The following is a 26,951-nucleotide window of genomic DNA, read 5'->3' as shown; positions in this document are numbered from 1 at the left end:
CTCGCTTACTGGATTTGTCGCCACATGATGCGACGGCTGCCGCTGCCGCTGCTGGCCCCGAGCGGCAACGGTCTGATGCCACCACTGGAATCGGTTAATTGACCCATCGTTCCTCCATTGACGATACCGTTTAGCGTCGGAATTCCGGTGGAAATGATTACGCCGCTGGATATTGTGTCAAGAATGGAGACTAAACCATCATTATTGGTGTCGAGCACCGCATAGTTGAGCATCTTACCGCTGAACGCATCGAGCGCGACCAGCTTGCCGGTACCGAAACTGGCGCAGGGGTCAGTGGTGTCCACGCTAGCAGTCGTAAAGAGGATGCGGCCCAACGACAGGGTGGCCTGATTGATTACTCGCTCGCCAGTCAACACACCGTTATAACTCAGGGGCAGGTACCAGCCCTTCTCTGCCGGATAGGTCACTTCGTTCTGGCTAGTGGTAACGAACTGCCCCGCCGCTCCCGAGAACGTGCTGGTTATCGACTGGGCCTGCAAACTCGCTGTGGTGATCTGGCCCGAGCCACCGTCCGCGTCCCACACTGCATAAAACGCTTGTAGGTCTTTGCTAGTCTTGTCGACAGTCTCGTTGAACTTGCCGGTGCCGAAAAACACAACCTTGCCACCCAGGGAATTGTCCGCGAGCAACGGCTGCGCGGTAATTGGCTGGGATGCACCGCCCGGGGCGGTGAACAACGGCTTGCCGGAAAACGCCACACCCCAGCTGTCCGTGCTGGTGGAACTCAAATCAAACTTCCATAGCTGCCCTTTCAGATCTCCGCCGTAGGCAGCCTGCACCACATTCTGCGAGTTGACCTTAAGTTTCACCGATGACAGACCGTTGCTGGTGTCCTTGGTGTCGACGACGATTTTCTTGATCAATGAGCCGTTGCGCAGATCCACCACATACAACGCCGCCAGACCTAACGCGCTTCCATAGCCGTTGGCAATGAACGCGGCCCATCGACCATCGTTTAAGCGCGCCACTTCCGGACGCGCGTAGGCGTAACCCAGGTCATTGAAAACGTTCGCTGGATTTACCGGCACAGGAGCGCTGATCTCCCAAAGCACATTGATTGCGTTACTGGGGGACGCGTCAAACAGCTGAAGCGCGTAGAACGTCTTGCCACCCGCACCTGTCCCACCGAGAGCCAGAGTTTTCCAGACATTATCGAGCCGGGCGTCGAAAACGCCGAGCTGACCATCGACCAAAAACTTGTGACCGACGCCGTTGATGTAACCGGGATCTGCAATGATGCGCAACGATGGCAACACACTGGATGGCATGTAAGCGTAACGCCTTGCACCGCTGGCCGTATTGATGACGCTGACAAAACCATCGTTGGCATTGACCACCAGATTGCTGTTCATATTGTTGGTTTTGAGGGCAAGATAGGTACTGTAGCTGCTGTCATTCACCAGATCAGCTGCGGTCTGCTCGGTTGGCGAGGCCAAGACCAAAGGTGAGTTGATGATGTCTCCGAGTAACACACTGCGCACTTTTAAACCTGCTTTGTTGGTACCTTTGCTCCACTCCACAAGATCGGTGCCCGTGATTCCAGTGGGCAGTCCCTGACTCAGAACGGTCTGCTGCACTGTCGAGAAGTTGGTATAAGCCAATGAGATTGGCGCATTGTTCCACGACTGGTAAATCGGCGCCGCTACACCGGGTACGATGGCAGTGTCAGTAGTCCAGCGCACGTCGGCGGTATTCACCACGCCGCTGGCGTTGAACCCAAACGATTTGATGGTGCCACGCCAGTCTTTGGGGTCGTAGGTTGTCTGGTAAAAAGCCGAACCTACCCCGACAATCGGACCACTCGTGGTGCCACCTCCTCCCGAACCGGCTTTTGAGGTGATATCACTCAACGCAGAGGCCAGCGCCGTATTCAAACCGGCGCTGTCCGTGGCCTGGTAGTACTTGCCCTGCCCGTAGGTAGCCGCGTCGGACAACATCTGATTGGCCGCGGTAAATCCTACCGTGTAGGTGTTCATGTTTTGCTTGGGGAAATCCACCGCATTCCAGTTTTTGCCGGTTACATCTGTTCCAGTGGTACGCATGTCGATGTCGAAGGCGAATTTGGCGATGTCGTCCAGATACAGCGTGTCTCCTTCGCCATCACCGGAGAGGTTGTCGCCATCGTTCGCGCTATTGCCATCCCAATTTGGCAAGCGTGTTCCGCCAAGCGGATCGTTAGTGGGGAACGTCCGGTCGAAGGTCGGCAAGCCATCGGTGACCACCACTGCGTAGTTTTTCTGGCAGCGATACTGGATCGGGCTGGTGTAGGTGGCTGGCGTCGAGTTGTAGTAAGGCGCCATGCCGCGCATATAGCGGGTGATCTCATAGTAGGTTTCTGCCAGCGGGGTATTGGCAATCGCACCCAAATTATTGATCGACGATATCAGGGCATTGAAGCTGGTATCCGCCTGAGCCTGCGTGACGCTGCCACTGACAGGAGACAGATCACTCACCGCGCGGGCAATAAAACCGCCGGGGCCGGAGTTGCTGCTGTTCGGAGGGTTGAAGGTCGCCAGACCGATTCGCAGGGATCGATTACCGGTGACCAGGTCTGTAGCAACGTCCTTTGCAACGTTTATCCGGTAATCATTGGGGATTGCCCCTGTGGTGTAGTCCCTGCTCTGGCTATTTGCCTGGCTTACCAAATACGAAAGATAATTGGCCGTGTAACGCGTATTTTCATTGCCCACCGGGTCGGGCAGCTTCAGGCATATCGACGACAATCCCAAAAAGCCGCGAAAAAAGCCGTACCAGTTGCCGTTGGTGGAACAGCCGCCTCGGTTGAGGCTCGACAAGAAGATATTGGTGTCGTCCATGTCCAGGTTCTGACCGCTCAGACACGAGCTGTTGGAACTGCAATTGGCGATTTGCGGACGGTTGACCGTCGGATCGAAACCCGACGCCCAGATGATGTTATTCATGCTCCCGGAATCATCGATCAACAACATCACATTGGGAGGAACCGCCGCAGCGCTCAGCAGGGGCGATTCTGAAGGCGTGAACGCATACGCCGGAGCCGACAGGTACAGGCCCAGCACCACGCCCAGAAACATCCTCCACATCCCGGAGCATCTATCAATACTTGGCATAGATGCTCTCCACCACACTGCGAACGTTGTTGCCGACGATGGCCACGGCCGTGACCCGATACAGCGTCGTAGAGGTGTTGCTCGGCACATTCACGGCGTTCAAGGTGGTGCCGATGTTTTGTACGCCATAGACGCCGTTACCGGCCGCAATCCAGGTCACACCCGAAGTGGCATTGAATCCGGCGCCGGCGACGGTCGATGATTCGGCCGGCGGCGCGCACTGCGTATTGCCGCTGCACACCGCCAATGCGTAGTTACTCACTTGCACCGCGCTTTCACCGATGCGCAACGCCGCTTCGGCAATCTGGAACGACTGGTTGCGCAGGGTCACGCTGGTGGCCATTTTTTCCTGCAAGGTCGCGTTTTGCATGGATGAAATGCCGATCAATGTCAGCAACAGCAGGAACACCAGGGTGACCAACAGGGCCATGCCGCGCTGGGAGCGCAGGGCTAGCGAATAAAATTTCACGGGCCTTCTCTTCATGGCAGGCGGTTGCGCAAAGCGGCAACCACGTTGAAGGTTTGATCGCGGACCTTTTTGTTCGGGTCTGTGAGGGTCAGCGTCAGGCGCACGCTGCGAATTCGCGCAGGGTCCGACGGGTTGCTGCTGTAGCTTGAAGCGGCTACGTCAGTGGCAGAAGCCGCAAGGCCGAAACTCACGTCGAATTTACTGACGTTGTCGATGAGCACCGCCTGAGCGGGCGTTCCGGCGCCAACCCCCATCGTCAGTTGGTTGTTCCTGAGGCTATAGATCAGTCGTCGAATCGGAAATGCCTGCTGTCCCGCCGCGGGGTTCTGCTTATTGGAGTAAGCCGTCGCCGTGGTCCGGCAATCGGAAAGCACCGTCCAGGTCGGTATTCCACCCCCGGCGCCCACGTCGGCGGTCACCAATGTCAGGTTGAGAGTGGCATTGTCCCAACTGATCGGCGTTAACTGCGCAGCATTGAAATTAGCCGCTGCGCTCGAATCGATCGTCCCCAGACAACCGAACATCCCGACCATGCGGATTTCCTGAATCATCTTGCTCAGGACAAAACGCGCATCTTCCTGCATGTTCGCCGCCGCGTTCTGACTGACATAAGTGTTTTTGGCGGCGATGAAAATCTGCGCCACGCCGAGCACTACCACCAGGCTCAATGCCAGGGCGATCAGCAATTCGATCAGGCCAAAACCTCGATTGAGACGGTTCATGGCGTCGCCACTGGATCGACGGTGGCGCGACTGGTCAGCACAAAGTTGCGACGGGAATTGGCGACGTTGGCGGCTCGCGAGTCGTCCCAGGTGATGGTAATGGTGTACACCCGCTGATTGAGGGTGACGCTGCCGGTGGCGGTGGTTCCAAGGATACTCGTGATATTGGAAGTGAAGTCGTACAGGTCCTGATCACGGGCAACGCTGAGGTTGGCAGCCGCCGGTGGAGCGACGGTGTAATCCGCACCGGAGTTGGCGCGGATGCGGTCCATCATGTCATAGGCGATAAAGCTGGCTTGGCTGGTCAGCCGTGAGCTGTCGGTGTACTTCAGCGCATTGAGCTGAAACGCCGCCGCCCCCAGCAGCCCCACACTCAGAATCAACAACGCGACCAGCACCTCGATCAGCGTTGTGCCCTCCTGTGCACGCTTGCTCCCTGCCCTCATCCGCAATTTCCACCCAATAGAATTCGTCCATTCAAACACACATTCAGCGTCCTGTTTTGCGCCCCCAGCACGTAGCTGATTACCACCGCCGCAGGCGGCGCCGACAGCCCACCGAGATTGTTGAAATCGATCGCGATCACTCCCAAGGGTAGCGTCAGAATCGCGCCGCTGCTCATCGCCGGAACAACCCGCAATACATTGGCCGCAGCGCCAGTACTGTCGTAGACCGACAGTTCCCCGGTCCAGACGCTGCCGCCCGCCGTCGGCCGCACCCGCGTGGTAATGCCCCGGTCGATGGCTTCAAGCCGGGCGTAATTCAGGGCGCGTTGCAGGTCGCTGATTTCAGTATCGGCCTTGGTGCCTTGCACTGAACGGGTAAACGCCGGCACTGCCATCGTGATGAGAATCAGAAAGACCGCCATCGCGATCAGCAACTCGATCAGCGTGAAACCTTTTGTACGATGATCCATCAATGCCCTCCGTTGCCGTCGGCTATACCTGCTGTAACACGCTAGAACATTCGGCCGACAGATGTTCGGTTGTTTTGCCTTTACACGCGCATGGATTGCGCGGGTCGCCGCTTTTCAGGGAGGAAGAATTTATGCGTCAGCGAGGTTTCAGTCTGGTTGAACTGCTTATGGGACTGGTGATTGTCGGGATTGTTCTGCATCTGGTCAGTCCGGCGTTCGCAGCGCTTACCGAATCGAATCATCGAGAGATAGCTGCAGAGTCGTTGATTAGCGGAATGCGCAACGCCAGGTCCCTCGCCATCGCGCGCAACCAGAGCGTTGTCATTCACGGCGTCAACGGCGATTGGGGTCAGGGCTGGCGAATCATTGTCGACATCAGTGGCAAAGGTTGGGAGGACACCAGCAACCCGATGGTGTTCGAGCACACCAGCGACACCCCGGTGCCGATATTCGGTAACTGGTGGGTCAAGCGATACATACGTTTCAGCAGTCTCGGTGAGCCGCTGATGCCCCAAAAAGCCTTTCAGGCCGGAACGCTGCACTTTTGCGATGCTCGTGAGCCGGTGAGCAAACTCCAGGTGGTGCTGGCCGCCACCGGCCGCGTCAGCCTGCGCAGCGATACCACCGCGCACGCAGTGTGCGAAAAAGACAAAAAATCAAAGCAGCGAACGAACGCGTAACTCTTTAGGCATGGAGAACGTGATGTTTTCCTCGCGACCGGCCAGTTCATCGGCACCGGTAGCACCCCAGGCCTGCAACTGTTGAATAACGCCACGTACCAGCACTTCCGGAGCAGAGGCGCCCGCGGTGATGCCGATACGCTCGACGCCATCGAACCAGCTCTTTTGTAGGTCTTCGGCGCCATCAATCAGGTAAGCCGGCGTGGCCATGCGCTCAGCGAGTTCACGCAGGCGATTGGAGTTGGAGCTGTTTGGGCTGCCGACCACCAGCACCACGTCGCACTCGTCGGCCAGCGTCTTGACCGCGTCCTGACGGTTTTGCGTGGCGTAGCAGATGTCGTCCTTGCGCGGGCCGCCGATGGCCGGGAACCGCGTACGCAGGGCATCGATAACGCGGCTGGTGTCGTCCATGGACAGGGTGGTCTGGGTCACGAATGCGAGTTTTTCGGGGTTGTGCACCTGCAACGCGGCAACGTCTTTTTCGTCCTCGACCAGATAAATCGCGCCACCATTGCTGCCATCGTACTGGCCCATGGTGCCTTCGACTTCCGGGTGACCGGCATGACCGATGAGGATGCATTCACGACCGTCGCGGCTGTAACGCGCGACCTCGATATGCACCTTGGTCACCAGTGGACAGGTCGCGTCGAACACTTTGAGGCCTCTGCCAGCGGCTTCGGTGCGCACCGCCTGGGAAACGCCGTGAGCACTGAAGATCACGATGACGTCGTCCGGAACCTGATCCAGTTCCTCAACGAAGATCGCCCCGCGCGCGCGCAGGTCTTCGACGACAAATTTGTTGTGGACCACTTCGTGGCGCACATAGATCGGCGGCCCGAAGACTTCCAGGGCGCGATTGACGATTTCGATCGCCCGGTCCACACCGGCGCAGAAGCCACGGGGATTGGCGAGTTTGATTTGCATGCTGTGCCTCGTGTCTTGCGCGCAGGAAAATTAGATCATTGTAGGAGCCGGCTTGCCGGCGACGAAGCCCCTGAGCGTTACGGCGAACCTGTTGGCCCAATCGCAGGCAAGCCAGCTCCTACAGAACAGCGTTTACAACGATTTGACGCTGAAGATCTCGACGTCAAAGGTCAATGTCTTGCCCGCCAGCGGATGGTTGAAGTCGATGGTCACTTGCTCGTCATCGAACTCTTTCACGACGCCCGGCAACTCAGTATTCGCCGCATCGTTGAAGATCACCAGCAAACCCGGTGACAGGTCCATGTCCTTGAACTGCGAACGCGGGATGATTTGTACGTTTTGCGGGTTCGGCTGGCCGAACGCGTTTTCCGGCTGGATCGTCAGCGTCCGCTTGTCGCCCGCCTTGAAGCCGAACAATGCCGCTTCGAAACCTGGCAACAGGTTACCGTCGCCGACCTTGAAGGTCGCCGGGGCTTTGTCGAAGGTGCTGTCGACGGTGTCGCCGTTCTCCAGGCGCAGTGCAAAGTGCAAGGTGACTTCCGTGTTCTGGCGGATGCGTTGCTCAGCCAATACCTGTTCAGTCATGAACGGCTTCTCCGGTCTTTTTACTTTTGAACATGTCCAGTGCCAGCATCACGGCACCGACAGTGATTGCACTGTCGGCGAAGTTAAATGCCGGGAAGTACCAGCGGTTCTGCCAATGCACCAGAATGAAATCGATCACATGGCCCAGGGCAATGCGGTCATACAAATTACCCAGCGCGCCACCGAGTACCAGGGCCAGCGCCACTGCCAGCCAGGTTTCGTTGCGCCCCAAGCGCTTGAGCCACACCACCAGCACTGCACTGACCACCACCGCGATCAGGGCAAACAACCAGCGCTGCCAGCCCGAGCTGTCGGCCAGAAAGCTGAAGGCCGCGCCCGTGTTGTAGGCCAGGGTCCAGCTGAAGTAATCGGGGATCACCACGATTTGCTGGTACATCTTCAGCGAGCCTTCGAAGTAGAACTTGCTGGCCTGGTCAATGACCAGGACCAGCAAGCTCAACCAGAGCCAGCTCAGCCGTCCGAAACGACCCATGGCCTCAGGCATAGTGACGAACCTCGCCAGCGCCGCTGATGTTGTCGACGCAACGACCGCAGATTTCCGGATGTTCCGGGTTCACGCCGACGTCTTCACGGCAGTGCCAGCAACGGGCGCACTTGGCGAAAGCCGACTTGACGATCTTCAGCTTCAGGCCGCTGACTTCGGTCACCACGGCATCGGCCGGCGCCTGCACGAACGGTGCAACGCTGGCCGTCGAGGTGATCAGCACGAAGCGCAATTCGTTGCTCAGCTTGGCCAGGTCGGCGCTCAGTGCCTCTTCGGCGAACAGCGTCACTTCGGCTTGCAGGTTGCCACCGACGGCCTTGGCCGCGCGCTGGATTTCCATTTCCTTGTTGACCGCGACCTTCACCGCCATGATCCGCTCCCAGTAGGCGCGGCCCAGTTCGACATTGGCCGGCAGTTCGGTCAGGCCTTCGTACCAGGTGTTGAGCATCACCGATTCGTTACGCTCGCCCGGCAGGTATTCCCACAGTTCGTCAGCGGTGAATGCGAGGATCGGCGCGATCCAGCGCACCAGCGCTTCGGAGATGTGATACAGCGCGGTCTGCGCCGAGCGGCGAGCCTTGCTGTTGGCGCCAGTGGTGTACTGACGGTCCTTGATGATATCGAGGTAGAAACCGCCCAACTCCTGAACACAGAAGTTGTGGATCTTGGAATAGACGTTCCAGAAGCGGTATTCGCCGTAGTGCTCTTGCAACTCGCGTTGCAGCAGCAGCGTGCGGTCCACGGCCCAACGGTCCAGCGCCAGCATGTCTTCTGCCGGCAGGATGTCAGTGGCCGGATTGAAGCCGGTCAGGTTGGAGAGCAAGAAACGCGCGGTGTTACGGATACGCCGGTAGGCGTCCGCACTGCGTTGCAAGATCTGCTCGGACACCGCCATTTCGCCCGAATAATCGGTCGACGCGACCCACAGGCGCATGATGTCGGCGCCGAGGGTGTCGTTGACTTTTTGCGGCGCGATTACGTTGCCCAGGGACTTGGACATCTTGCGGCCGGACTCGTCGACGGTGAAGCCGTGAGTCAGCAACTCGCGGTACGGCGCGTGGTTGTCGATGGCGCAACCGGTCAGCAGCGACGAATGGAACCAGCCACGGTGTTGGTCCGAGCCTTCCAGGTACAGGTCGGCACGCGGACCGGTCTCGTGGCCCATCGGGTGCGAACCGCGCAGGACGTGCCAGTGCGTGGTGCCCGAATCGAACCAGACGTCGAGGGTGTCGCTGATCTTGTCGTACAGCGGCGCTTCGTCACCGAGCAGTTCGGCAGCGTCCATCTTGAACCAGGCTTCGATGCCTTCGCCTTCGACGCGCTTGGCCACTTCTTCCATCAGCTCGGCGGTGCGTGGGTGCAGCTCGCCGCTTTCCTTGTTCAGGAAGAACGGGATCGGCACGCCCCAGTTGCGCTGGCGGGAGATGCACCAGTCGGGACGGTTGGCGATCATCGAGTGCAGGCGCGCCTGGCCCCAGGCCGGAACGAACCTGGTTTCTTCGATGGCTTTGATGGCGCGCTTGCGCAGGGTGTCGCCAGTGACCGGCTCTTTGTCCATGCCGATGAACCACTGCGCGGTGGCGCGGTAGATCAGCGGGGTCTTGTGACGCCAGCAGTGCATGTAGCTGTGTTCGATGACGGTGGTGTGCAACAGCGCACCGACTTCGGTCAGCTTGTCGACGATGGCCGGGTTGGCTTTCCAGATGAACTGGCCGCCAAAGAACTCCAGCGTGGTCGCGTAAACGCCATTGCTTTGCACTGGATTGAGAATGTCGTCGTTGACCATGCCGTATTTCTTGCAGGTCACGAAGTCGTCCACACCGTACGCCGGGGCGGAGTGAACCACGCCGGTGCCAGCGCCCAGTTCAACGTACTCGGCCAGGTAAACCGGCGACAGCCGATCGTGGAACGGGTGACGGAAGTTGATCAGCTCCAGCTCTTTACCGGTGGTGGTCGCGATGACCGAGCCTTCGAGGCTGTAACGGGCCAGGCAGGATTCAACCAGCTCTTCTGCCAGCACCAGCAGTTTGTCGCCGACATCGACCAGGGCGTAGTTGAACTCCGGGTGAACGTTCAACGCCTGGTTGGCCGGGATGGTCCACGGGGTGGTGGTCCAGATCACGATCGAGGCCGGTTTCGCCAGCGATGGCAGACCGAACGCGGCAGCCAGTTTGGCTTCGTCGGCAATCGGGAACGCCACGTCGATGGTCGAGGACTTTTTGTTCTCGTACTCGACTTCCGCTTCAGCCAGCGCCGAACCGCAGTCGAAGCACCAGTTCACCGGCTTCAAGCCCTTGAACACGAAACCGCCCTTGACGATTTCGGCGAGGGCGCGAATTTCACCGGCCTCGTTCTTGAAGTCCATGGTCTTGTACGGGTTGGCGAAGTCGCCCAACACGCCGAGACGGATAAATTCGGATTTCTGGCCTTCGATCTGCTCGGTGGCGTAGGCGCGGCACAGTTCGCGCGTCTTGTCGGCGCCGAGGTTTTTGCCGTGGGTCACTTCGACTTTGTGCTCGATCGGCAGCCCATGACAGTCCCAGCCCGGAACATAAGGCGCATCGAAACCCGACAGGGTTTTGGAGCGGATGATCATGTCCTTGAGAATTTTGTTCAGCGCATGACCGATGTGAATCGTGCCGTTGGCGTACGGAGGACCGTCGTGAAGTACGAACTTCGGACGATCCTTGCCAATTTCGCGCAACTTACCGTACAGGCCAATGCTGTCCCAGCGCTGCAGAATCTGCGGTTCGCGCTGAGGCAGGCCGGCCTTCATTGGGAAGGCGGTGTCCGGAAGGTTTAGCGTGGCTTTATAGTCGGTCATTTATGGCTCTTCATTAGCGATTGGCGCTAGGTGCGACAGGGCACGGGCGGCGGCGACATCCGCATTGATCGCCGTCTTAAGCGCCTCCAGAGAGGCGAAACGCTGCTCTTCACGCAGCTTGTGGTGGAAACCCACCGTCAAACGCCGGTCATACAGATCGCCGGCAAAATCTAAAAGATGGACTTCGAGGTGGGCTTTGCCATCCCCTTGGACCGTTGGCCGCACGCCGATATTGGCGACGCCTGGCCAGGTCTTGCCGTCGATGTCGACATTGACCAGATAAACCCCGGTCAGCGGCACACGACGACGCTTGAGTTGAATATTGGCGGTCGGCGTGCCCAGTTGGCGCGCCAGTTTCTGGCCGTGCAGGACTCGCCCGGAAATCTGAAACGGACGACCGAGCAGGCGCTCTGCCAGGACAAAATCAGCCGCGGCCAGGGCATTACGCACCTGTGTGCTGCTGATTCGAATGCCGTCCAGTTCGACGGTTTGCGCCGCTTCGACGGTGAAACCCTGCATGACGCCGGCCTGTTGCAGGAAATCGAAATCCCCTACCCGGTCGCAACCGAAACGGAAGTCGTCACCCACCTCCAGGTGCTGCACGCCGAGGCCGTCTACGAGAATGGTATCGACGAACTCGCTGGCGCTGAGTTTGCTCAGGCGCTGGTTGAAGGCCAGGCACAGGACCCGGTCGACACCTTCGTCAGCCAGCAGTTGCAGCTTGTCGCGCAGACGGGCCAGGCGAGCCGGCGCGGTCTCCGGGGCGAAAAACTCCCGGGGCTGCGGCTCGAAAATCACCACGCAGCTGGGCACGCCCAACTCGAGCGCTCGCTCACGCAGCCTCGCCAGGATTGCCTGGTGGCCACGGTGAACACCGTCAAAGTTGCCAATAGTGGCGACACAGCCCCGATGCTGGGGGCGCAGGTTGTGGAGGCCTCGAACCAGCTGCATAACGCGCTTCTTGCTCATAAAGTGGTCGATTATAACCACACCCGGCGGCCGACGACAGGCAACACCGTAACCCAAAGTAATCGAGCCGACAAAACCGCCGGCTCGCCCATGTTTATCGAGGCAAAAGCCTCAGGTCAACGCCTTGCGATTGAAGTCGCGCAAACGGAAGCCCATCAGCGCCAACATGCCGAAATACGTGACCACGCCAGCGCCCACCAAAGCGCCCAGACGCAGGAAACGCTCAAGCATGTGGCCTTGGTCCCAAGCCGGCATAAAGTGCATGCCGGCCAGCAACACCGCCGACATTACCAGCACCGCGACCACCAGTTTGGCAGCAAACTTCGCCCAGCCCGGTTGCGGCTGGTACATCTGCTGCTTGCGCAGCTGATAAAACAGCAGCCCGGCATTGAGACAGGCACCGGCACTGATGGCCAACGCCAGACCGGCGTGAGCCAGCGGACCGATCAAGACCAAGTTGAACAATTGTGTAACGACCAAGGTGAAAATCGCGATTTTCACCGGGGTGCGGATGTTTTGTTGCGCATAAAAGCCTGGCGCCAGCACTTTGATCACAATAATCCCGAGTAAGCCGACCGAATACGCGACGAGCGCCCGCTGCGTCATCGACGCATCAAAGGCACTGAACTGACCGTATTGAAAGAGCGAAACCGTCAGCGGCTCAGCCAGAATCCCCAACGCCAGCGAGCACGGAAGCACCAGCACGAAGCACAGGCGCAGGCCCCAGTCGAGAATGCGCGAATACTCGGCGCGGTCCTTGCTGGCGTAGGTCTTGGCCAGCGTTGGCAGCAGAATTGTGCCCAATGCCACACCCAGCACACCGGACGGTAATTCCATCAGCCGGTCGGCGTAATACATCCACGAAACGGAACCGGCGACCAGGAACGAAGCAAAAATCGTATTGATGATCAGCGAAATCTGACTGACCGAAACGCCGAGGATTGCCGGCAACATCTGCTTCATGACCCGCCACACACCCGTGTCCCGCAGGTTCAGGCGCGGCAGCACGAGCATGCCGATCTTTTTCAGGTGCGGCAGCTGATAGAGCAATTGCGCAAGGCCACCCGCCAATACCGCCCAACCCAAGGCCATGACCGGCGGATCGAAATACGGCGTCAGGAACAGCGCAAAGATGATCATGCTGACGTTGAGCAGGGTCGGCACGAACGCCGGCACCGAAAAACGGTTGTAGGTATTGAGGATCGCCCCGGCCAATGAAGACAGGGAAATCAGCAATATATAGGGGAAGGTCACCCGCAACAGGCTGGACGTCAGCTCGAATTTTTCCGGCGTATCGGTGAAACCCGGCGCCGTTGCCCAGATCACCCACGGCGCGGCGATCATGCCCAACGCGGTGACCAGCGCCAGTACCAGTGTCAACAGGCCGGAGACGTAGGCAATAAAGGTTCGCGTGGCCTCCTCGCCCTGCTGGCTTTTATATTCGGCAAGAATCGGCACGAACGCTTGGGAAAATGCACCTTCGGCGAAAATCCGGCGCAGCAGATTGGGCAGTTTGAAGGCGATAAAGAAGGCGTCGGTGGCCATTCCCGCGCCAAATGTCCGCGCAATAAGGGTGTCACGAACGAATCCCAGAATCCGGGAAAGCATCGTAATAGAGCTGACGGCGGCCAACGATTTGAGCAAATTCATTGAAAGAGTTTGTGCCTGTCGATAAACAGCAGGCGAACAACGCGCCCACTTATGCGATACTCCGCGCCGCAGCAGCACAGAGCCAAAGCTCGCGAGTTTACAGGTCAAGCGCCGGAAATAAATATCCCGCCTCTTTATACCTACCACTTAGCGGAACGTCTCAACCGCCCTTGACAAGACATCAACTCATCGGCATGATTCGCGGCCTATTTTGTTTGCTATTTCCTAAAAAGTCTTTCGAGGAGCTCGACGGTGGCCAACACACCTTCCGCCAAAAAACGTGCAAAACAGGCTGAGAAGCGTCGCAGCCACAACGCCAGCCTGCGTTCCATGGTTCGTACCTACATCAAGAATGTAGTTAAGGCCATCGACGCAAAAGACGCTGAAAAAGCTCAAGCTGCTTACGTTCTGGCCGTGCCAGTTATCGACCGTATGGCCGATAAAGGCATCATCCACAAGAACAAGGCTGCTCGCCATAAGAGCCGCCTGAACGGTCACGTCAAGGCTCTGAACCTTGCTGTTGCCGCATAAGCGATAAGCTTGTTAAAAAACCGACCTCAGGGTCGGTTTTTTATTGCCTGTGATTTAACAAACGCCGCACAAAAATGTAGGAGTGAGCCTGCTCGCGAAAGCGGTGTGTCAGTCGGCATTAGTGCTAACTGGTACACCGCTATCGCGAGCAGGCTCACTCCTACAACCTGGATGTGCGTCAGGTTATTGAGCGTGCGTCCACGGGAGGATCGGAATTGCCGTGACGGCATTCTGCGGGCTGCCCTCGATCAAGCGATCGCTATACACCAGATACACCAGCGTATTGCGCTTCTTGTCGAGGAAGCGCACCACCTGCATGGTCTTGAACACCAGCGACGTGCGCTCCTTGAACACCTCGTCGCCATCCTTCAATTCGCCCTTGAAGCTGATCGGACCAACTTGACGACACGCAATGGACGCTTCTGCGCGATCTTCAGCCAGACCCAGACCGCCCTTCACCCCGCCCGTCTTGGCTCGGGACAGGTAGCACGTCACGCCGTCGACTTTCGGATCATCAAACGCCTCGACGACGATACGGTCGTTCGGGCCAACGAACTTGAACACCGTCGACACCTGGCCGATCTCTTCGGCCGAAGCCAGCAGCGGCATTGCCAACAGCAGGCCCAACCATCCTTTTGCCACACGCATTCAAATATTCCTTCAGACCAGGATCAGGTTATCGCGGTGAACCAGCTCCGGTTCCGCCATGTAACCCAACAGACCGACAATCGCCTCAGACGACTGACCGATGATTTTTTGTGCTTCCAGCGCGCTGTAGTTGGCCAGGCCACGGGCAATCTCCCGACCATCCGGGGCCACGCACACCACCATTTCGCCGCGACGGAAACTGCCTTGAACCAGTTTGACGCCGACCGGCAGCAGACTTTTATTGCCCTGAGACAGCGCCGTGACTGCGCCCGCGTCCAGCACCAGGGTGCCACGGGTTTGCAGGTGCCCCGCCAGCCACTGCTTGCGCGCCGCCAGCATGCCTCGCTCCGGCGACAGCAAGGTGCCGATGCGCTCGCCGCTTTTGAGGCGATCCAGCACACGCTCAAGGCGCCCGCCGACGATGATGGTGTGCGCACCGGAACGCGCCGCCAGTCGCGCAGCGCGCAACTTGGTTTGCATGCCGCCGCGGCCCAGCGCACCACCGGTACCGCCTGCTACCGCATCCAGCGCCGGATCATCGGCGCGAGCTTCGTAAATCAGCTGGGCATCGGGGTTGTTACGCGGATCGGCGTCGAACATACCGTCACGATCCGTGAGAATCACCAGTAAATCAGCTTCGACCAGGTTGGCCACCAGAGCGGCCAGCGTGTCGTTGTCGCCGAAACGTATTTCGTCCGTGACCACGGTGTCGTTTTCGTTGATCACCGGGATCACTTTCAGCTCGACCAGCGCACGCAAGGTGCTGCGGGCATTCAGGTAGCGCTTGCGGTCAGACAGGTCGTCGTGGGTCAGGAGAATCTGCGCAGTGTGCCGACCATGCTCGGCAAAGCTCGACTCCCAGGCCTGCACCAGGCCCATCTGGCCGATGGCGGCAGCCGCCTGCAACTCGTGCATTGCACTGGGTCGCACGGTCCAGCCCAGACGGCTCATCCCCGCCGCCACTGCCCCGGAGGACACCAGCACCAGCTCGACCCCTGCCTCATGCAACGCCACCATTTGCTCGACCCAGACACCCATTGCCGCGCGATCCAGGCCCTTGCCGTCCGCCGTCAGCAAAGCGCTGCCGATTTTCACGACCCAACGCTGCGCACCTGTCACCTTGCTCCGCATCATCTTCAACCTTAGCTTGAGGGCAGCACGACCTGGCACTGCCCGTGACGTTAATCGTGGCTATTTGTGACCAACGATCGATTTCCAGATACTAAAACGCCGCTCCTGGGAGCGGCGTTCAAGTTTATCGCAACGGATCAGTCACGCACGTAAATGATTTCCGGACCGTCTTCGTCATCCACATCTTCTTCGTCCCAATCATCGTCGCCGATGTCATGGACCGACTTCACGCCGCTGCGACGAAGGGCACGCTGATCATCCAGCGCCTGCAACTGAGCACGGGCTTCGTCTTCGATGCGCTGATCGAGATCGGCCAGCTCTTCCTTGTAAGCCGGGTCGTTCGCCAGTCGATCGGCACGGTCTTCCATGTAACGCATGATGTCGTGGCACAGGCGCTCGGTGCCCAGCTTGGAGATCGCCGAGATCACGTAGACCGGACCGGTCCACTCCAGACGATCAACGATTTCCTTGACGCGAGCATCGTGCTCTTCTTCAAGGATCTGGTCGCACTTGTTCAGTACCAGCCAACGATCACGCTCAGCCAGGGACGGGCTGAACTTGGTCAGTTCGCTGACGATCACTTCAGCGGCATCCGGAGCACTGGCGTCATCCAGCGGCGCCATGTCCACGAGGTGCAGCAACAGACGGGTACGCGACAAGTGCTTGAGGAAGCGAATCCCCAGGCCCGCACCGTCGGAAGCGCCTTCGATCAGGCCCGGAATGTCCGCGACCACGAAGCTCTTCCAGCGATCGACACTGACCACACCCAGGTTCGGCACCAGCGTGGTGAACGGGTAGTCGGCGACTTTCGGCTTGGCGGCCGATACCGAGCGAATGAAGGTACTTTTACCCGCGTTCGGCAAGCCTAGCAGGCCGACGTCCGCCAACACTTTCATTTCCAGCTTGAGGTCACGCGCCTCACCCGGCTTACCCGGAGTGGTCTGACGCGGAGCACGGTTGGTACTGGATTTGAAACGGGTGTTGCCCAGACCGTGCCAGCCGCCATGCGCAACCAGCAGCTTTTGACCGGCCTTGGTCAGGTCGCCGATGATTTCCTGAGTGGCAGCGTCGATAACGGTGGTACCCACCGGAACGCGCAGCACCAGCTCTTCACCTTTCTTGCCGGTGCAGTCGGTACTTCCGCCATTGGAACCGCGCTCGGCATCGAAATGCCGGGTGTAACGATAGTCGACCAGGGTGTTGAGGTTTTCGTCGGCGATCATGTAGACCGAGCCGCCATCACCACCATCACCGCCGTTCGGGCCGCCATTCTCGATAAATTTCTCGCGACGGAAGCTCATGCAACCGTTGCCGCCGTCGCCGGCCTTTACTCGAATCGATACTTCATCAACAAACTTCATAACAAAACGCCTCTCGCCATACGGACGAGCCGAAAAAATCCAGACATAAGACTCTTGCAAAAATGAGCGCAGCGACCTCAATCAACGACCGCAAATCCAGCGCTGGAGCCCATTACAAACAGCTTTGCAAGAGACTCACCCCACAAACGAAAAAGCCCCGTCGCGAGACAGGGCTTTTCCAGCATCTACGTAATTATGCCGCGACGACTGCAGTCTTCGGGACAATGCTCACGTAACGGCGATTGAAAGCGCCTTTTACTTCGAACTTGATCACGCCGTCGATTTTAGCGAACAGAGTGTGATCTTTACCCATGCCAACACCGTAACCGGCGTGGAATTGGGTGCCGCGCTGACGCACGATGATGTTGCCCGGAATGATAACCTGGCCGCCATACATCTTCACGCCAAGGCGTTTGGCTTCTGAGTCGCGACCGTTACGGGTACTACCACCAGCTTTTTTGTGTGCCATGAGTCAATTCTCCTAGTGAGGAATTAGGCTGAAATTAAGCCTGAATACCGGTGATTTTGATCTCGGTGTACCACTGGCGGTGGCCCATACGCTTCATGTGGTGCTTACGACGACGGAACTTGATGATGCGGACTTTATCGTGACGACCTTGGGAGATCACTTCAGCCACAACGGTAGCGCCGGCAACAACTGGAGCGCCGATGTTCACGTCGTCGCCATTGGCGACCAACAGAACGCGATCAAAAGTAACGGATTCGCCGGTAGCGATTTCCAGTTTTTCGATCTTCAGGTATTCACCTGGGGCGACCTTGTATTGCTTGCCACCAGTAACAATTACTGCGTACGACATGGTATTTCTCCGATAATCCTGCTCACCCAGCTCTTTATAAGAAGAGGTATTGGCTGGCATGGCTGCATAAGGCTGGAAGGCCTGTTTGCAATTGCGTAAGGCAGGTGCTGCCCAGGAAGTTCAGGGTGCGCGATTGTACGCAAGCTGCCGGGGCGATGCAAGAGGCCGTCCATCGCGCCTTGACACCCGCCGACGTGGGTCCTAGCATGCCGCGCAACCCTTCTGGAGCAACTGTCGCTGATGCAACCCCAAGCTTTCTACCGCGCGGTGGCGGACGATTTTAGCGCCGTCGACGGCATCATCAAGAAGCAGCTGACTTCCCGAGTGCCGCTGGTATCGAAAATCGGCGACTACATTACCTCGGCCGGCGGTAAACGCCTGCGTCCTTTATTAGTGCTGCTGTGTGGCAAGGCCCTGGGTCGTGAAGGCGATGACCTGCGCCTGCTGGCAGCCACTATCGAGTTCCTGCACACCGCCACGCTGTTGCACGACGACGTGGTCGACATGTCCGGCATGCGCCGTGGCCGTTCGACCGCCAACGCGATGTGGGGTAACGCGCCAAGCGTGCTGGTGGGCGACTTTCTGTATTCGCGCTCCTTCGAAATGATGGTCGAACTGGGCTCGATGCCGGTGATGAAAATCCTTTCGCAAGCCACGCGCATCATCGCCGAAGGCGAAGTGCTGCAGCTGTCCAAGGTCCGCGACGCCAGCACCACCGAAGAAACCTACATGGAAGTCATCCGCGGCAAGACCGCGATGCTCTTCGAGGCCTCGACCCACAGCGCCGCTGCGCTTTGCGAAGCCACGCCGGAACAGGCCGAAGCCCTGCGCACGTTCGGCGATCACCTGGGTGTAGCCTTCCAGCTGGTCGACGACCTGCTGGACTACAAGGGTGACGCCGAGACGCTGGGCAAGAACGTCGGTGACGATCTGGCCGAAGGCAAGCCGACCCTGCCGCTGATCTACACCATGCGCGAAGGCACGCCGGAACAGGCAGCCCTGGTGCGCAAGGCGATTCAGAAAGGCGGTATCGAAGACCTGGAGAGCATTCGCGAAGCGGTTGAAGCTTCGGGCTCGCTGGAATACACCGCTAATCTGGCCCGCGACTACGTCGCCCGCGCAATCAGATGCCTCGACGCGCTGCCTGCCAGCGAGTATCGCGATGCATTGGTCGAACTCAGCGAGTTCGCGGTCGCCCGCACGCACTGAATACGCCCGTCCCCCTGGAGGAGCGAGCTTCCTCGCGAAGATTTCAAGAGCACCGCGTTTGTCCTGGATGCACGCGTTATCGTTGACGTTCTTCGCGAGCGAGCTCGCTCCTACAGCGATCCTCAATCAAGGAGCTTTAGTGAGCACGTTGCCACCCTGCCCGAAATGCAATAGCGAATACACCTATGAAGACGGCGCTCAGTTGATCTGCCCGGAGTGCGCCCACGAATGGTCCGCCAGCGGCGAATCTGAAGTGGCCTCCGATGACACAGTGAAGAAGGATTCGGTCGGCAATGTCCTGCAGGACGGCGACACCATCACCGTGATCAAGGACCTCAAGGTCAAAGGCACGTCGCTGGTGGTCAAGGTCGGTACCAAGGTCAAGAACATCCGCTTGTGCGATGGCGATCACGACATCGACTGCAAGATCGACGGCATCGGCCCGATGAAGCTCAAGTCCGAATTCGTCAGAAAAGTCTGAAATTGCTGTATTCCATCCTGCGCCCTGCGCAGGATGGCGCCTCACCCTCCCTGCCCGCAGTCGCCAAACGCCAGTCGTTTTGACCTTACACAACCTTTACCCGGAAAATATCCCAAACCGCCAATAGGTCCTTGCTATTTAATGAATAGGAATTATTCTCATTGAAAACCATCAATGGAGATGAGACCCATGACTTATTTGATCGATGCCTGGCTGGACCGCCCACACCCGTACCTGAGAATCCTGCATCGGGAAACCGGGGAAGTTTGTGCGGTACTTGAAGAGGAAGCCTTGAACGAACTGCAGGATCAGGGTGATCTGGACGTCAACGGCCTGAGTTCCAGCGAGCCGATGGTGCTCAAGGAACTGGTGCGCAATCTGTTTCTTTTCTGCTATGCCCGAGCGTTGCGCCCGTCGCATGAATTGCAGCACAAAATCGAACTATGATAAACGACGAAAACCCTGTAGGAGCCCGCTTGCTGGCGATTGCATCACCGCGGTGCAAATGACACACCGGGGCGGCTGGATCGCCAGCAAGCAGGCTCCTACACGATCAAAAGCTTACAGAACGTCGAGCAGCTCGACGTCGAACACCAGAACGCTGTGCGGCGGGATGCTGCCAACGCCTTGAGCGCCGTAAGCCAATTCGCTTGGCACGTACAGGCGCCATTTGCTACCGGCGTTCATCAGTTGCAGGGCTTCGGTCCAGCCAGCGATCACGCCGCCAACCGGGAATTCTGCTGGCTGACCACGATCGTAGGAGCTGTCGAACACAGTGCCGTCGATCAGGGTGCCGTGGTAGTGAGTACGCACGGTGTCTTCACGGGATGGCTTGGCGCCTTCACCGGAGGTCAGCACTTCGAATTGCAGACCGGAAGCCAAGGTGGTGATGCCATCACGCTTGGCGTTTTCAGCCAGGAACGCCAAGCCTTCGCCAGCGGCGGCTTCAGCTTTGGCGGCTGCTTCGGCTTGCATGATTTCGCGAATGACCTTGAAGCTCGCGGCCATTTCTTCCTGGCCCACGCGGCTCGGCTTGCCGGCGAATGCGTCGGTCAGACCCGCGAGGATCGCGTCCAGGTTAACGCCCGGTGGCGGGTTGTCGCGCAGTTGGTCGCCCAACTGACGGCCAATGCCGTAGCTGACGCGGGTTTCGTCGGTGGACAGATTTACTTCGGACATGACAGTGCTCCGCTGTGCGGACGGCCCTGGAACTTGCCGTGCGTGCACAGCGCGTCCCGGAGCGCCCGGAACCAAAAGGGCCAGCAGACTAGCACAGATGTCCCGGCACGGAAGAGCGTGTCAGTGTTGCCACGTTGTGCGGAAGGCGATCGGCACTTTCAGGCTTTCTTCCGCACTGGCGCCCAGACCGCACATTTCGTCATGGACCGACGTATGCACAAGATTGAAGGGCAAGGTGGGAAAGGAACGGAGCAACTCACGCGCATGCTCGACCGAGCGCAAATGAAACATCTGCCCGCGGGCATCGCTCAAGGGATATGCCGCGCCATGCATGCGCGCTTCCAACAGGTAGATCCCGCCTTCCATGGAGATCAGGTTCAACTCATCGACCTTTCCGGCGATGGCATAGGCATTGAGTTCTTGCAGGTTCATGAACGCACCTCACAAAGTGGCGAGCCAGCATCCTTACAGGCATAGGCGCCATGACATCAAAGTACAAGCCAATACCCGCACCGCCCGTCTGTTTCACAACCTGAAAGGGTTGTGGCATCAGTGCTTGGTGAGTTTATCCAGATAACCCATGGCAAACGCCGATACCACGAAGGTCATGTGAATGATCACGTACCATTTCAAATGCTCGGGATCGACGTTTTTAGCGTCCATGAATATCCGCAGCAGATGGATCGACGAAATCGCCACGATGGACGCTGCGACCTTCATCTTCAGCGAAGACGAATCCATCGTGCCCAGCCAATTGAGCTTCTCTTTGCTGTCGTCAATGTCCAGTTCGGAAACGAAGTTCTCGTAGCCGGAAATCATCACCATCACCAGCAAACCGCCCACCAGCGCCATGTCGATCAACGACAGCAGCACCAGGATCAGGTCGGATTCGGCCATCGAGAATACGTTGGGAATGACGTGGAAGACTTCCTGGAAGAATTTCAGTGCCAGTGCCAGCAGGCCGAGGGACAGGCCGAAGTAGATCGGCGCCAGCAGCCAGCGGGAGGCGTACATTGCGTTTTCTATAAAGCGTTCCATTGAATCTCACACAGTGGGCTGGAAATGGCCGCGAGTATATCAGCCCCTCGTAACACCCAGAAACGGTCGGAAAATCCGCAACCTGCGCGTGTGTGACAAGGTTTTTCTGCTAGTGTCCAAATCATTGAACGCTCAGCGACATCGGACAGGAAGACGGGAATGGATGTGCGATTGCCTTTGATGAGCACCGGGATTTGCCTGGCTCTGCTGATGAGCGCCTGCTCGCCCGGCGATGACAAGCGCCAGGTCAGCCTTGAGGAAAAGACCGCGCAGTTTGAAACGTCCCTGGCGGCCATTCAGGATCCGAAGCTCAAGGATGCCGTGGCTGAACTCGGCGGCTCACTGCTGTTACTCGAACGTGCGCAACTCAAACTCGACAGCAAACCGGTGGAAACCGAATACGGCGAAGACGTCCTCGCCGTACTCAAGCACTACCCGACGCCCCAGGCGCTGGTCGACACGTACATCAATGGCCTGATCGTGTTGCACAAGGATTCAAGCTCCGATTACCTGACCGACCTGCAGCCGGTGTTCCCCTTCAACTTCAACATTCCCGCCGAGTTTCTCTTTCCCCATGGCCTGGAATGGCAATCAGTGACCCTCAGTAACAAGCGCGTCATTGCGTTCCAGCCGGAATGGTCGGAAACCGATCCCGGCATTCAGCTGAGCCCCTCGAGCTCCAACCTGACCAACCCCGACGACCTCACGGTGACTTACCCGTTCATCGACGGCCTGGACGTGGAAAACAAGAACCAGCCGCAGCCGGTCAGCCTGCAAGGCAAAGTGGAAGTCATCGCGCCGCGCAGGCTCTACAGCTTTGATCTGACGAAAAAGGACGTTGGCCAGACGCGCACCAGCGACAACCTCAGTGTCACGCTGCTGAAGCTGACGAATAACTACGCCGAGATCGAGTTCAACAACAGCGCACCGCTGGCGCCCGAAGTGAGCGAGACACCGCTCAATCCGCTGATCGTCCAGGCCCGGGACACCACCGGGCAATTTCTTTCGCGTTCGGGATCGATCAACGAGACCGCCGCGCAAGTCGCTTTTTATCAAAAACAACTGGAAAAAATGCAGCAGCAAAAAGCCTGGAGCGAGGCGTTCGAAAAACAACTCGATGAAGAACAGCGCGCCTTTGAGAAGCAACAGAAAAACCACTATTCCAAAGTGTATTTCAATGGGCCGATCGAAAGCCTTGAAGTCAGCGTGCTCGACTTCTCGGCAGCCACCGTCACCCGCAAGGATCTCGACCTGCCGATCCGTCGCTTCGACCAACACACCACCGCAAAAGCCATCCAGCCACTGACCTTGCCGGTAGTGGTGTACGACGATCAGGCCCCGACGTGGCTCAAAGGTGCAACGCTGAGCGAGGAGCAGTTGAAAAAAGGCGTGAGCGTCCGCCAATCGGTCGATGACCCGAGTGCCGCGCGCATCGAGTTCGATCACACCCGCAGCTTCAACGATGAACTGCTGGGCACCTCCTTCAGCCCCGGCGACAGCCCCGTTACCTTCTTTACCGAGGACAGCGCCGGTAAACGCGATGAGCCCATCGAGTTGCCAGCCGAGGCGTATCAGATCGATCCCCTGCGCGGCGTCATCACTTACGATCTGAATCTGTTTGCGCAGACGCCAGCGTTCGCCGTGGGCTCGATGCCGCTGTTCCTGGCGACCGTCGACAAGCAGACCATCGATTCACACCAACTGCCCAAGGGCCTGGAGTTAAAAGGCAATGCACTGGTGATCGACCTGAAGCTGTTTCCCGCCCAGGACTGGCGTTTTTTCGCCAGGGACGACAGCGGTCACTATCTCAAGGAAATTCTGTCGGTCACTCACGATGCGAGTGCGCAAGGTCCGGCGTTGTTCAGCGTGCATTACTTCTATGGCCAGCCGACGCGACTGGAAACCTACCAGCGAACCGACCTCACCACCGTGCAATATGGATTCGAAGTCAAGCTGGACAAGGCTGACACGTCCAGCCTCGACCAATAGGGGGCGTCAATCGCCGGGATGAAGCTAGGAGCCACCCAGGCTACGGCAACGACCGCCGTTGATTTCCCGCAGCTGGGCTTGCAGGTGCAGACACCAGATTTGCGGATCGTCGGCCAGCTCGTAACCGTGCAGGGTCAGGCTTTCAACGATGGTGTCGAGGATTGATTCAGCCGCGAAGGGGCCATGAAACGGGCCCTGGGCCTTGATGGCTGAAGGTTGTTCGCCGGCCATTCCGGCGGCGAAAAGCAAGGTCCACATGCCCGTATCTCCCGCCAAAGGACGGATGGCACACTCGATACGGGTCACAAGGCCCAAACATTGACGGGTGAGGCAGAGGTTGCGCGACATGGCGGCGACCCTCGGTAGATCCGGTGTTCAGCCCCCACAGGAGAGCTGTCTCGATCCAGTGATTACTGTCGATATCCTTGAGCTGAGAATAGAAGAAAAGTTCGACCCGCACGCCAACTGAGACCAGAAGGCGCCGAGCGGTCATTGTGTGAAGTTTGACGTCAGAGTGATGGCACTTTTCCGGGTGCATCCCAAAACCAGTGTGGAAGCGAGCTTGCTCGCGAAAGCGATGGATCAGTCAACAAATGTGTTGAATGGTCAATCGCGTTCGCGAGCAAGCCCGCTCCCACAGTGGGTTTAGCACCTCAGGTACGTCAGGCCGGCTTGGCTTCCACCAGTGCTTCCAGCGCCGCTTCCTTCTCGGCCTCTTTCAGGTCTTCTTCACTGATCATTTCCGCGATCACCCGCAAGCGTTCCACTACGCGCGCATTGACGCTGCCTTCGGGGAACTCGCCATTCTCATCCGGCGCACCCGCCGGCTCGCCGACCAACAGGCTCAGCGCCTCATCGGCCTGGCGCACCGCGTAGACATGGAACTGCCCCGCACGCACCGCCGCCAATACCTTCTCATCCAGCATCAACGTGGCCACGTTGGCCTGAGGAATGATCGCGCCCTGTGCACCCGTCAGCCCGCGGGCTTCACACAGACGGAAGAAGCCTTCGATCTTCTCGTTGACCCCGCCCACCGCCTGCACTTCACCGAACTGGTTGATCGAACCGGTGATCGCAAAGCACTGTTTAAGCGGCGTTTTCGACAGCGCCGAAATCAGCGTGCAGGCCTCGCCCAGCGACGCACTGTCGCCATCAACGTAACCGTAGGATTGCTCCAGGGCGATACTCGCGGAGATCGCCAACGGGAATTCCTGGGCGTAACGGCTGCCCAGGTACCCGGTGAGGATCATCACGCCTTTGGAGTGAATCGGCTGGCCGAGGTTTACCTCGCGCTCGATGTCGACAATGCCGCTGCCGCCCGGGTACACCGTGGCGGAAATTCGCGCCGGCACCCCGAATGCCGAGTCACCGACTTCCAGCACGGTCAGCCCGTTGCATTTGCCGACCGCCGCGCCATCGGTGTCGATCAGGATGATCCCGGCCAGCATGTCGTCGAGAATCCGCGCCGAAACCCGCCCGGTGCGCGTCGCCTTGGCCTTGAGCGCACGCTCGATGTGCCCGGCATCGGTCATTTCATCGCCGGCCAAGTGACGAATGAAATCCGCCTCGCTGACCAGCTGGAACAGATCGCCGATCCGCGCCGACAAACGGCCCTGATGCTCGGCCAGACGCGCGCTGTAAGTCGCCAGACGCGCGACCGCATCCGCCGTCAGCGGCGCCATGCCTTCTTCCGAAGTACGGGTTTTGAGCAACTGGGCGAACTGCTCCAGACTCTCGTCGACCATCGGGATGTCTTCATCGAAATCCACCAGGACGCGAAACATCTCCTGGAAGTCCGGATCGAGGTCTTGCAGCGTGTAATACAGCTGACGCGCGCCGATGATGATGACTTTGACCTGCAACGGGATGTGTTGCGGTGTCAGCGTCACGGTGGCCAGACGGCCCAACTCACCCAGCGGCGATTCCATTTTCAGTTTGCGCGATTGCAGGGCGCGCTTGAGCGCATCCCACACGAACGGCTCGCTGAGCATTTTTTCCGCTTCAAGAATCAGGAAACCGCCGTTGGCGCGGTGCAGCGCGCCCGGACGCAACTGTCGATACGTGGTGTAGAGCGAGCCCTGATCGGTGCTGTATTCGATGCGGCCAAACAGGTTCTCGTACGTCGGGTGCGGCTCGAACACCACCGGCGCACCGCCGCTGGCCGAGTGACCGACCACCAGACTCGGCGCGTATTGTTCTTCAAGCATCTTGCGTGCGACCGCATCGATCTTGCTGTCGTCGACCAATTGCTCGACCACGGTTTTCAGCAGGTACACCTGCATCGCTTGCAAGTAACCGCAGACCGCCGCGTTCTCGGCGTATTTTTCCGACAGCGGCGACAGCAATGGCTGCAAGGCCAGCGTGATGGTTTCTTCGTTGAGGCTACGCAGCTGATTGCTCGACTCGCGTTTCCATTGCGGCAGGCTGGCGAGCTCTTCGTTCAGGCGCTCTTCCAGGCCGGAAATGTCTTCGTGGAACCGCTCGCGATCGGCTTCCGGCAACTGGGCGAATTCCGCTTCGTCCAGGGCCTTGCCTTCACCCATCGGGGTGAACGCGATGTTGCTGGCGTCGCGGTACAGCGCGACGTCCTTTTCCAGGGCCAGGCGCTCGATGATGTCCAGCGCCTTGTCGTAGCGCTGGTTGAACGCACGGTCGATGGCACTTTTCTTTTGCTGGTAGGACGGGTGCTCGAACACTGCAGGGAACGTCGCCACCAGGTTGTCGATCAACCCGTTGATATCACCGATGAATGCACCGGCCGTGCCCGAGGGCAATTCCAGCGCACGTGGTTCGCGCGGCTCATCGAAGTTGTTGACGTAGACCCAGTCCGCCGGGGTCTGCAGGCGCTTGCCTTCGGCTTTAAGGTAGCGTTTAACGAACGAAAACCGGCCGGTGCCAGGTTCGCCCATGACGAATACGTTGTAACCGGGGCGTGGCATGGCCACACCGAACTGCAAGGCTTCAACCGCACGTTCCTGGCCAAGCACACCGCGAAAGGGCTCCAGATCATTGGTGGTAGAGAAGCTGAACTGTTCAGCGGAAAACGGACGAGTCAGCGCTTCGGGCGCTAGACGCAAGCTGGCAGCAACAGGATCAGGCATCGGGCTTCCTTACATCAGGCGGGGCAGATAGCGGCATTCTGGCGCTGCCCGTACCCCACTGGCAAGGCGCGCCTTGAGTCAAAGCATAGCCAAACCGGCATCCCCAGGCGG

27 protein-coding genes are annotated in these 26,951 nt (G+C 58.7%); 6 read left to right on the top strand and 21 right to left on the bottom strand.

The annotated features are described in order from the left end of the window. Positions 1–5 precede the first annotated feature (5 nt). From ACYZT4_RS25050 to ACYZT4_RS25030, 5 genes are read right to left on the bottom strand one after another with little or no spacing between them, the layout of a single operon-like run. Positions 6–3,110, bottom strand: a complete 3,105-nt coding sequence (locus ACYZT4_RS25050) for a pilus assembly protein (protein WP_461983586.1) — start codon at positions 3,108–3,110, stop codon at positions 6–8. Next, a complete protein-coding gene (locus ACYZT4_RS25045; protein WP_461988797.1) occupies positions 3,097–3,540 on the bottom strand; it encodes a pilus assembly PilX family protein in 444 nt (147 codons plus the stop codon). The genes ACYZT4_RS25050 and ACYZT4_RS25045 overlap by 14 nt, the downstream gene beginning before the upstream one ends. A 50-nt stretch (positions 3,541–3,590) precedes the next feature. Then, the gene (locus tag ACYZT4_RS25040) at positions 3,591–4,301 is read right to left on the bottom strand and encodes a PilW family protein (protein ID WP_461983584.1); all 711 of its coding nucleotides are present in this window, start codon (positions 4,299–4,301) and stop codon (positions 3,591–3,593) included. Next, on the bottom strand, positions 4,298–4,747 hold the full coding sequence (pilV, locus tag ACYZT4_RS25035; protein ID WP_461983583.1) for a type IV pilus modification protein PilV: 450 nt from the start codon (positions 4,745–4,747) through the stop codon (positions 4,298–4,300). Before pilV ends, ACYZT4_RS25040 begins: the two co-directional genes overlap by 4 nt. Next, complete coding sequence (locus ACYZT4_RS25030; protein ID WP_461983581.1) at positions 4,744–5,217, bottom strand: GspH/FimT family pseudopilin; 474 nt, start codon at positions 5,215–5,217, stop codon at positions 4,744–4,746. Before ACYZT4_RS25030 ends, pilV begins: the two co-directional genes overlap by 4 nt. A gap of 131 nt (positions 5,218–5,348) precedes the next feature. On the opposite strand from ACYZT4_RS25030, the gene ACYZT4_RS25025 reads away from it, so the two are divergent. After that, positions 5,349–5,897, top strand: coding sequence for a GspH/FimT family pseudopilin (locus ACYZT4_RS25025; RefSeq protein WP_461988795.1), 549 nt, complete (start codon positions 5,349–5,351; stop codon positions 5,895–5,897). On the opposite strand, the gene ispH is transcribed toward ACYZT4_RS25025, so the two are convergent. The 6 genes from ispH to murJ all read right to left on the bottom strand — a co-directional run bounded on the left by ispH (position 5,874) and on the right by murJ (position 13,354). After that, on the bottom strand, positions 5,874–6,821 hold the full coding sequence (gene ispH, locus ACYZT4_RS25020) for a 4-hydroxy-3-methylbut-2-enyl diphosphate reductase (RefSeq protein WP_084319493.1): 948 nt from the start codon (positions 6,819–6,821) through the stop codon (positions 5,874–5,876). The genes ACYZT4_RS25025 and ispH overlap by 24 nt on opposite strands. A 132-nt stretch (positions 6,822–6,953) precedes the next feature. Next, positions 6,954–7,391 carry an FKBP-type peptidyl-prolyl cis-trans isomerase gene (fkpB, locus tag ACYZT4_RS25015; protein WP_461988793.1) on the bottom strand — a complete coding sequence of 146 codons (438 nt, stop codon included), beginning with the start codon at positions 7,389–7,391 and terminating at the stop codon, positions 6,954–6,956. 7 nt (positions 7,392–7,398) lie between these two features. After that, positions 7,399–7,911, bottom strand: coding sequence for a signal peptidase II (gene lspA, locus ACYZT4_RS25010; protein WP_461983579.1), 513 nt, complete (start codon positions 7,909–7,911; stop codon positions 7,399–7,401). Then, complete coding sequence (gene ileS, locus ACYZT4_RS25005; RefSeq protein ID WP_461983578.1) at positions 7,904–10,735, bottom strand: isoleucine--tRNA ligase; 2,832 nt, start codon at positions 10,733–10,735, stop codon at positions 7,904–7,906. The genes lspA and ileS overlap by 8 nt, the downstream gene beginning before the upstream one ends. After that, positions 10,736–11,686 carry a bifunctional riboflavin kinase/FAD synthetase gene (ribF, locus tag ACYZT4_RS25000; RefSeq protein WP_461983577.1) on the bottom strand — a complete coding sequence of 317 codons (951 nt, stop codon included), beginning with the start codon at positions 11,684–11,686 and terminating at the stop codon, positions 10,736–10,738. Positions 11,687–11,815: 129 nt separating this feature from the next. Beyond that, a complete protein-coding gene (murJ, locus tag ACYZT4_RS24995) occupies positions 11,816–13,354 on the bottom strand; it encodes a murein biosynthesis integral membrane protein MurJ (RefSeq protein ID WP_461983575.1) in 1,539 nt (512 codons plus the stop codon). A 252-nt stretch (positions 13,355–13,606) separates the two neighbouring features. Between murJ and rpsT the strand changes: the two genes are divergently transcribed. After that, a complete protein-coding gene (gene rpsT / locus ACYZT4_RS24990; protein WP_008154937.1) occupies positions 13,607–13,885 on the top strand; it encodes a 30S ribosomal protein S20 in 279 nt (92 codons plus the stop codon). Between the two features lie 183 nt (positions 13,886–14,068). Here rpsT and ACYZT4_RS24985 read toward each other — a convergent pair whose 3' ends face one another. From ACYZT4_RS24985 to rplU, 5 genes are all read right to left on the bottom strand, one after another. Further along, positions 14,069–14,533, bottom strand: a complete 465-nt coding sequence (locus tag ACYZT4_RS24985; RefSeq protein WP_461983574.1) for a CreA family protein — start codon at positions 14,531–14,533, stop codon at positions 14,069–14,071. Positions 14,534–14,545: 12 nt separating this feature from the next. Then, complete coding sequence (gene proB, locus ACYZT4_RS24980; protein WP_461988792.1) at positions 14,546–15,664, bottom strand: glutamate 5-kinase; 1,119 nt, start codon at positions 15,662–15,664, stop codon at positions 14,546–14,548. A 137-nt stretch (positions 15,665–15,801) separates the two neighbouring features. Further along, on the bottom strand, positions 15,802–17,025 hold the full coding sequence (gene cgtA, locus ACYZT4_RS24975; RefSeq protein WP_461983572.1) for an Obg family GTPase CgtA: 1,224 nt from the start codon (positions 17,023–17,025) through the stop codon (positions 15,802–15,804). A 193-nt stretch (positions 17,026–17,218) separates the two neighbouring features. Beyond that, positions 17,219–17,494, bottom strand: coding sequence for a 50S ribosomal protein L27 (gene rpmA, locus ACYZT4_RS24970; RefSeq protein WP_046048788.1), 276 nt, complete (start codon positions 17,492–17,494; stop codon positions 17,219–17,221). Positions 17,495–17,528: 34 nt separating this feature from the next. Next, positions 17,529–17,843, bottom strand: coding sequence for a 50S ribosomal protein L21 (gene rplU / locus ACYZT4_RS24965; protein WP_003176051.1), 315 nt, complete (start codon positions 17,841–17,843; stop codon positions 17,529–17,531). Between the two features lie 240 nt (positions 17,844–18,083). Between rplU and ACYZT4_RS24960 the strand changes: the two genes are divergently transcribed. From ACYZT4_RS24960 to ACYZT4_RS24950, 3 genes are all read left to right on the top strand, one after another. Further along, a complete protein-coding gene (locus tag ACYZT4_RS24960) occupies positions 18,084–19,052 on the top strand; it encodes a polyprenyl synthetase family protein (protein WP_461983569.1) in 969 nt (322 codons plus the stop codon). 139 nt (positions 19,053–19,191) lie between these two features. After that, entirely contained in the window at positions 19,192–19,533 is a 342-nt protein-coding gene (locus tag ACYZT4_RS24955; RefSeq protein WP_461983568.1) for a zinc ribbon domain-containing protein YjdM, read from the top strand. Between the two features lie 189 nt (positions 19,534–19,722). Then, positions 19,723–19,980 (top strand): PA4570 family protein, encoded by a 258-nt coding sequence (locus ACYZT4_RS24950; protein ID WP_461983566.1) that lies wholly within the window; start codon positions 19,723–19,725, stop codon positions 19,978–19,980. A gap of 114 nt (positions 19,981–20,094) precedes the next feature. Here the strand turns inward: ACYZT4_RS24950 and ACYZT4_RS24945 are convergent, their stop codons facing one another. The 3 genes from ACYZT4_RS24945 to ACYZT4_RS24935 form a co-directional block, all read right to left on the bottom strand. Next, positions 20,095–20,712, bottom strand: coding sequence for an FKBP-type peptidyl-prolyl cis-trans isomerase (locus tag ACYZT4_RS24945; RefSeq protein WP_461983565.1), 618 nt, complete (start codon positions 20,710–20,712; stop codon positions 20,095–20,097). A gap of 120 nt (positions 20,713–20,832) precedes the next feature. Next, complete coding sequence (locus tag ACYZT4_RS24940; protein ID WP_461983563.1) at positions 20,833–21,144, bottom strand: DUF6482 family protein; 312 nt, start codon at positions 21,142–21,144, stop codon at positions 20,833–20,835. A gap of 117 nt (positions 21,145–21,261) precedes the next feature. Beyond that, on the bottom strand, positions 21,262–21,750 hold the full coding sequence (locus ACYZT4_RS24935) for a TIGR00645 family protein (protein WP_407014230.1): 489 nt from the start codon (positions 21,748–21,750) through the stop codon (positions 21,262–21,264). 159 nt (positions 21,751–21,909) lie between these two features. Between ACYZT4_RS24935 and ACYZT4_RS24930 the strand changes: the two genes are divergently transcribed. After that, positions 21,910–23,739 (top strand): hypothetical protein, encoded by a 1,830-nt coding sequence (locus ACYZT4_RS24930; protein ID WP_461983562.1) that lies wholly within the window; start codon positions 21,910–21,912, stop codon positions 23,737–23,739. Positions 23,740–23,763: 24 nt separating this feature from the next. Here ACYZT4_RS24930 and ACYZT4_RS24925 read toward each other — a convergent pair whose 3' ends face one another. Together ACYZT4_RS24925 and ACYZT4_RS24920 are read right to left on the bottom strand one after the other, a co-directional pair. Then, on the bottom strand, positions 23,764–24,087 hold the full coding sequence (locus tag ACYZT4_RS24925; RefSeq protein ID WP_461983560.1) for a PA4575 family protein: 324 nt from the start codon (positions 24,085–24,087) through the stop codon (positions 23,764–23,766). A gap of 314 nt (positions 24,088–24,401) precedes the next feature. After that, positions 24,402–26,840, bottom strand: a complete 2,439-nt coding sequence (locus tag ACYZT4_RS24920) for a Lon protease family protein (RefSeq protein WP_461983558.1) — start codon at positions 26,838–26,840, stop codon at positions 24,402–24,404. Positions 26,841–26,951: the final 111 nt, after the last annotated feature.

Source organism: Pseudomonas sp. GB2N2, assembly GCF_054897705.1.
This window is presented reverse-complemented; position numbering and strand designations above follow the sequence as displayed.

Coding starts and splice junctions, on each gene's coding strand:
- ACYZT4_RS25050 (WP_461983586.1), bottom strand. CDS start 3,110: ATGCCAAGTATTGATAGATGCTCCGGGATGTGGAGGATGTTTCTGGGC.
- ACYZT4_RS25045 (WP_461988797.1), bottom strand. CDS start 3,540: ATGGCCCTGTTGGTCACCCTGGTGTTCCTGCTGTTGCTGACATTGATC.
- ACYZT4_RS25040 (WP_461983584.1), bottom strand. CDS start 4,301: ATGAACCGTCTCAATCGAGGTTTTGGCCTGATCGAATTGCTGATCGCC.
- pilV (WP_461983583.1), bottom strand. CDS start 4,747: ATGAGGGCAGGGAGCAAGCGTGCACAGGAGGGCACAACGCTGATCGAG.
- ACYZT4_RS25030 (WP_461983581.1), bottom strand. CDS start 5,217: ATGGATCATCGTACAAAAGGTTTCACGCTGATCGAGTTGCTGATCGCG.
- ACYZT4_RS25025 (WP_461988795.1), top strand. CDS start 5,349: ATGCGTCAGCGAGGTTTCAGTCTGGTTGAACTGCTTATGGGACTGGTG.
- ispH (WP_084319493.1), bottom strand. CDS start 6,821: ATGCAAATCAAACTCGCCAATCCCCGTGGCTTCTGCGCCGGTGTGGAC.
- lspA (WP_461983579.1), bottom strand. CDS start 7,911: ATGCCTGAGGCCATGGGTCGTTTCGGACGGCTGAGCTGGCTCTGGTTG.
- ileS (WP_461983578.1), bottom strand. CDS start 10,735: ATGACCGACTATAAAGCCACGCTAAACCTTCCGGACACCGCCTTCCCA.
- ribF (WP_461983577.1), bottom strand. CDS start 11,686: ATGCAGCTGGTTCGAGGCCTCCACAACCTGCGCCCCCAGCATCGGGGC.
- murJ (WP_461983575.1), bottom strand. CDS start 13,354: ATGAATTTGCTCAAATCGTTGGCCGCCGTCAGCTCTATTACGATGCTT.
- ACYZT4_RS24985 (WP_461983574.1), bottom strand. CDS start 14,533: ATGCGTGTGGCAAAAGGATGGTTGGGCCTGCTGTTGGCAATGCCGCTG.
- proB (WP_461988792.1), bottom strand. CDS start 15,664: ATGCGGAGCAAGGTGACAGGTGCGCAGCGTTGGGTCGTGAAAATCGGC.
- cgtA (WP_461983572.1), bottom strand. CDS start 17,025: ATGAAGTTTGTTGATGAAGTATCGATTCGAGTAAAGGCCGGCGACGGC.
- rpmA (WP_046048788.1), bottom strand. CDS start 17,494: ATGGCACACAAAAAAGCTGGTGGTAGTACCCGTAACGGTCGCGACTCA.
- rplU (WP_003176051.1), bottom strand. CDS start 17,843: ATGTCGTACGCAGTAATTGTTACTGGTGGCAAGCAATACAAGGTCGCC.
- ACYZT4_RS24960 (WP_461983569.1), top strand. CDS start 18,084: ATGCAACCCCAAGCTTTCTACCGCGCGGTGGCGGACGATTTTAGCGCC.
- ACYZT4_RS24950 (WP_461983566.1), top strand. CDS start 19,723: ATGACTTATTTGATCGATGCCTGGCTGGACCGCCCACACCCGTACCTG.
- ACYZT4_RS24945 (WP_461983565.1), bottom strand. CDS start 20,712: ATGTCCGAAGTAAATCTGTCCACCGACGAAACCCGCGTCAGCTACGGC.
- ACYZT4_RS24940 (WP_461983563.1), bottom strand. CDS start 21,144: ATGAACCTGCAAGAACTCAATGCCTATGCCATCGCCGGAAAGGTCGAT.
- ACYZT4_RS24935 (WP_407014230.1), bottom strand. CDS start 21,750: ATGGAACGCTTTATAGAAAACGCAATGTACGCCTCCCGCTGGCTGCTG.
- ACYZT4_RS24930 (WP_461983562.1), top strand. CDS start 21,910: ATGGATGTGCGATTGCCTTTGATGAGCACCGGGATTTGCCTGGCTCTG.
- ACYZT4_RS24925 (WP_461983560.1), bottom strand. CDS start 24,087: ATGTCGCGCAACCTCTGCCTCACCCGTCAATGTTTGGGCCTTGTGACC.
- ACYZT4_RS24920 (WP_461983558.1), bottom strand. CDS start 26,840: ATGCCTGATCCTGTTGCTGCCAGCTTGCGTCTAGCGCCCGAAGCGCTG.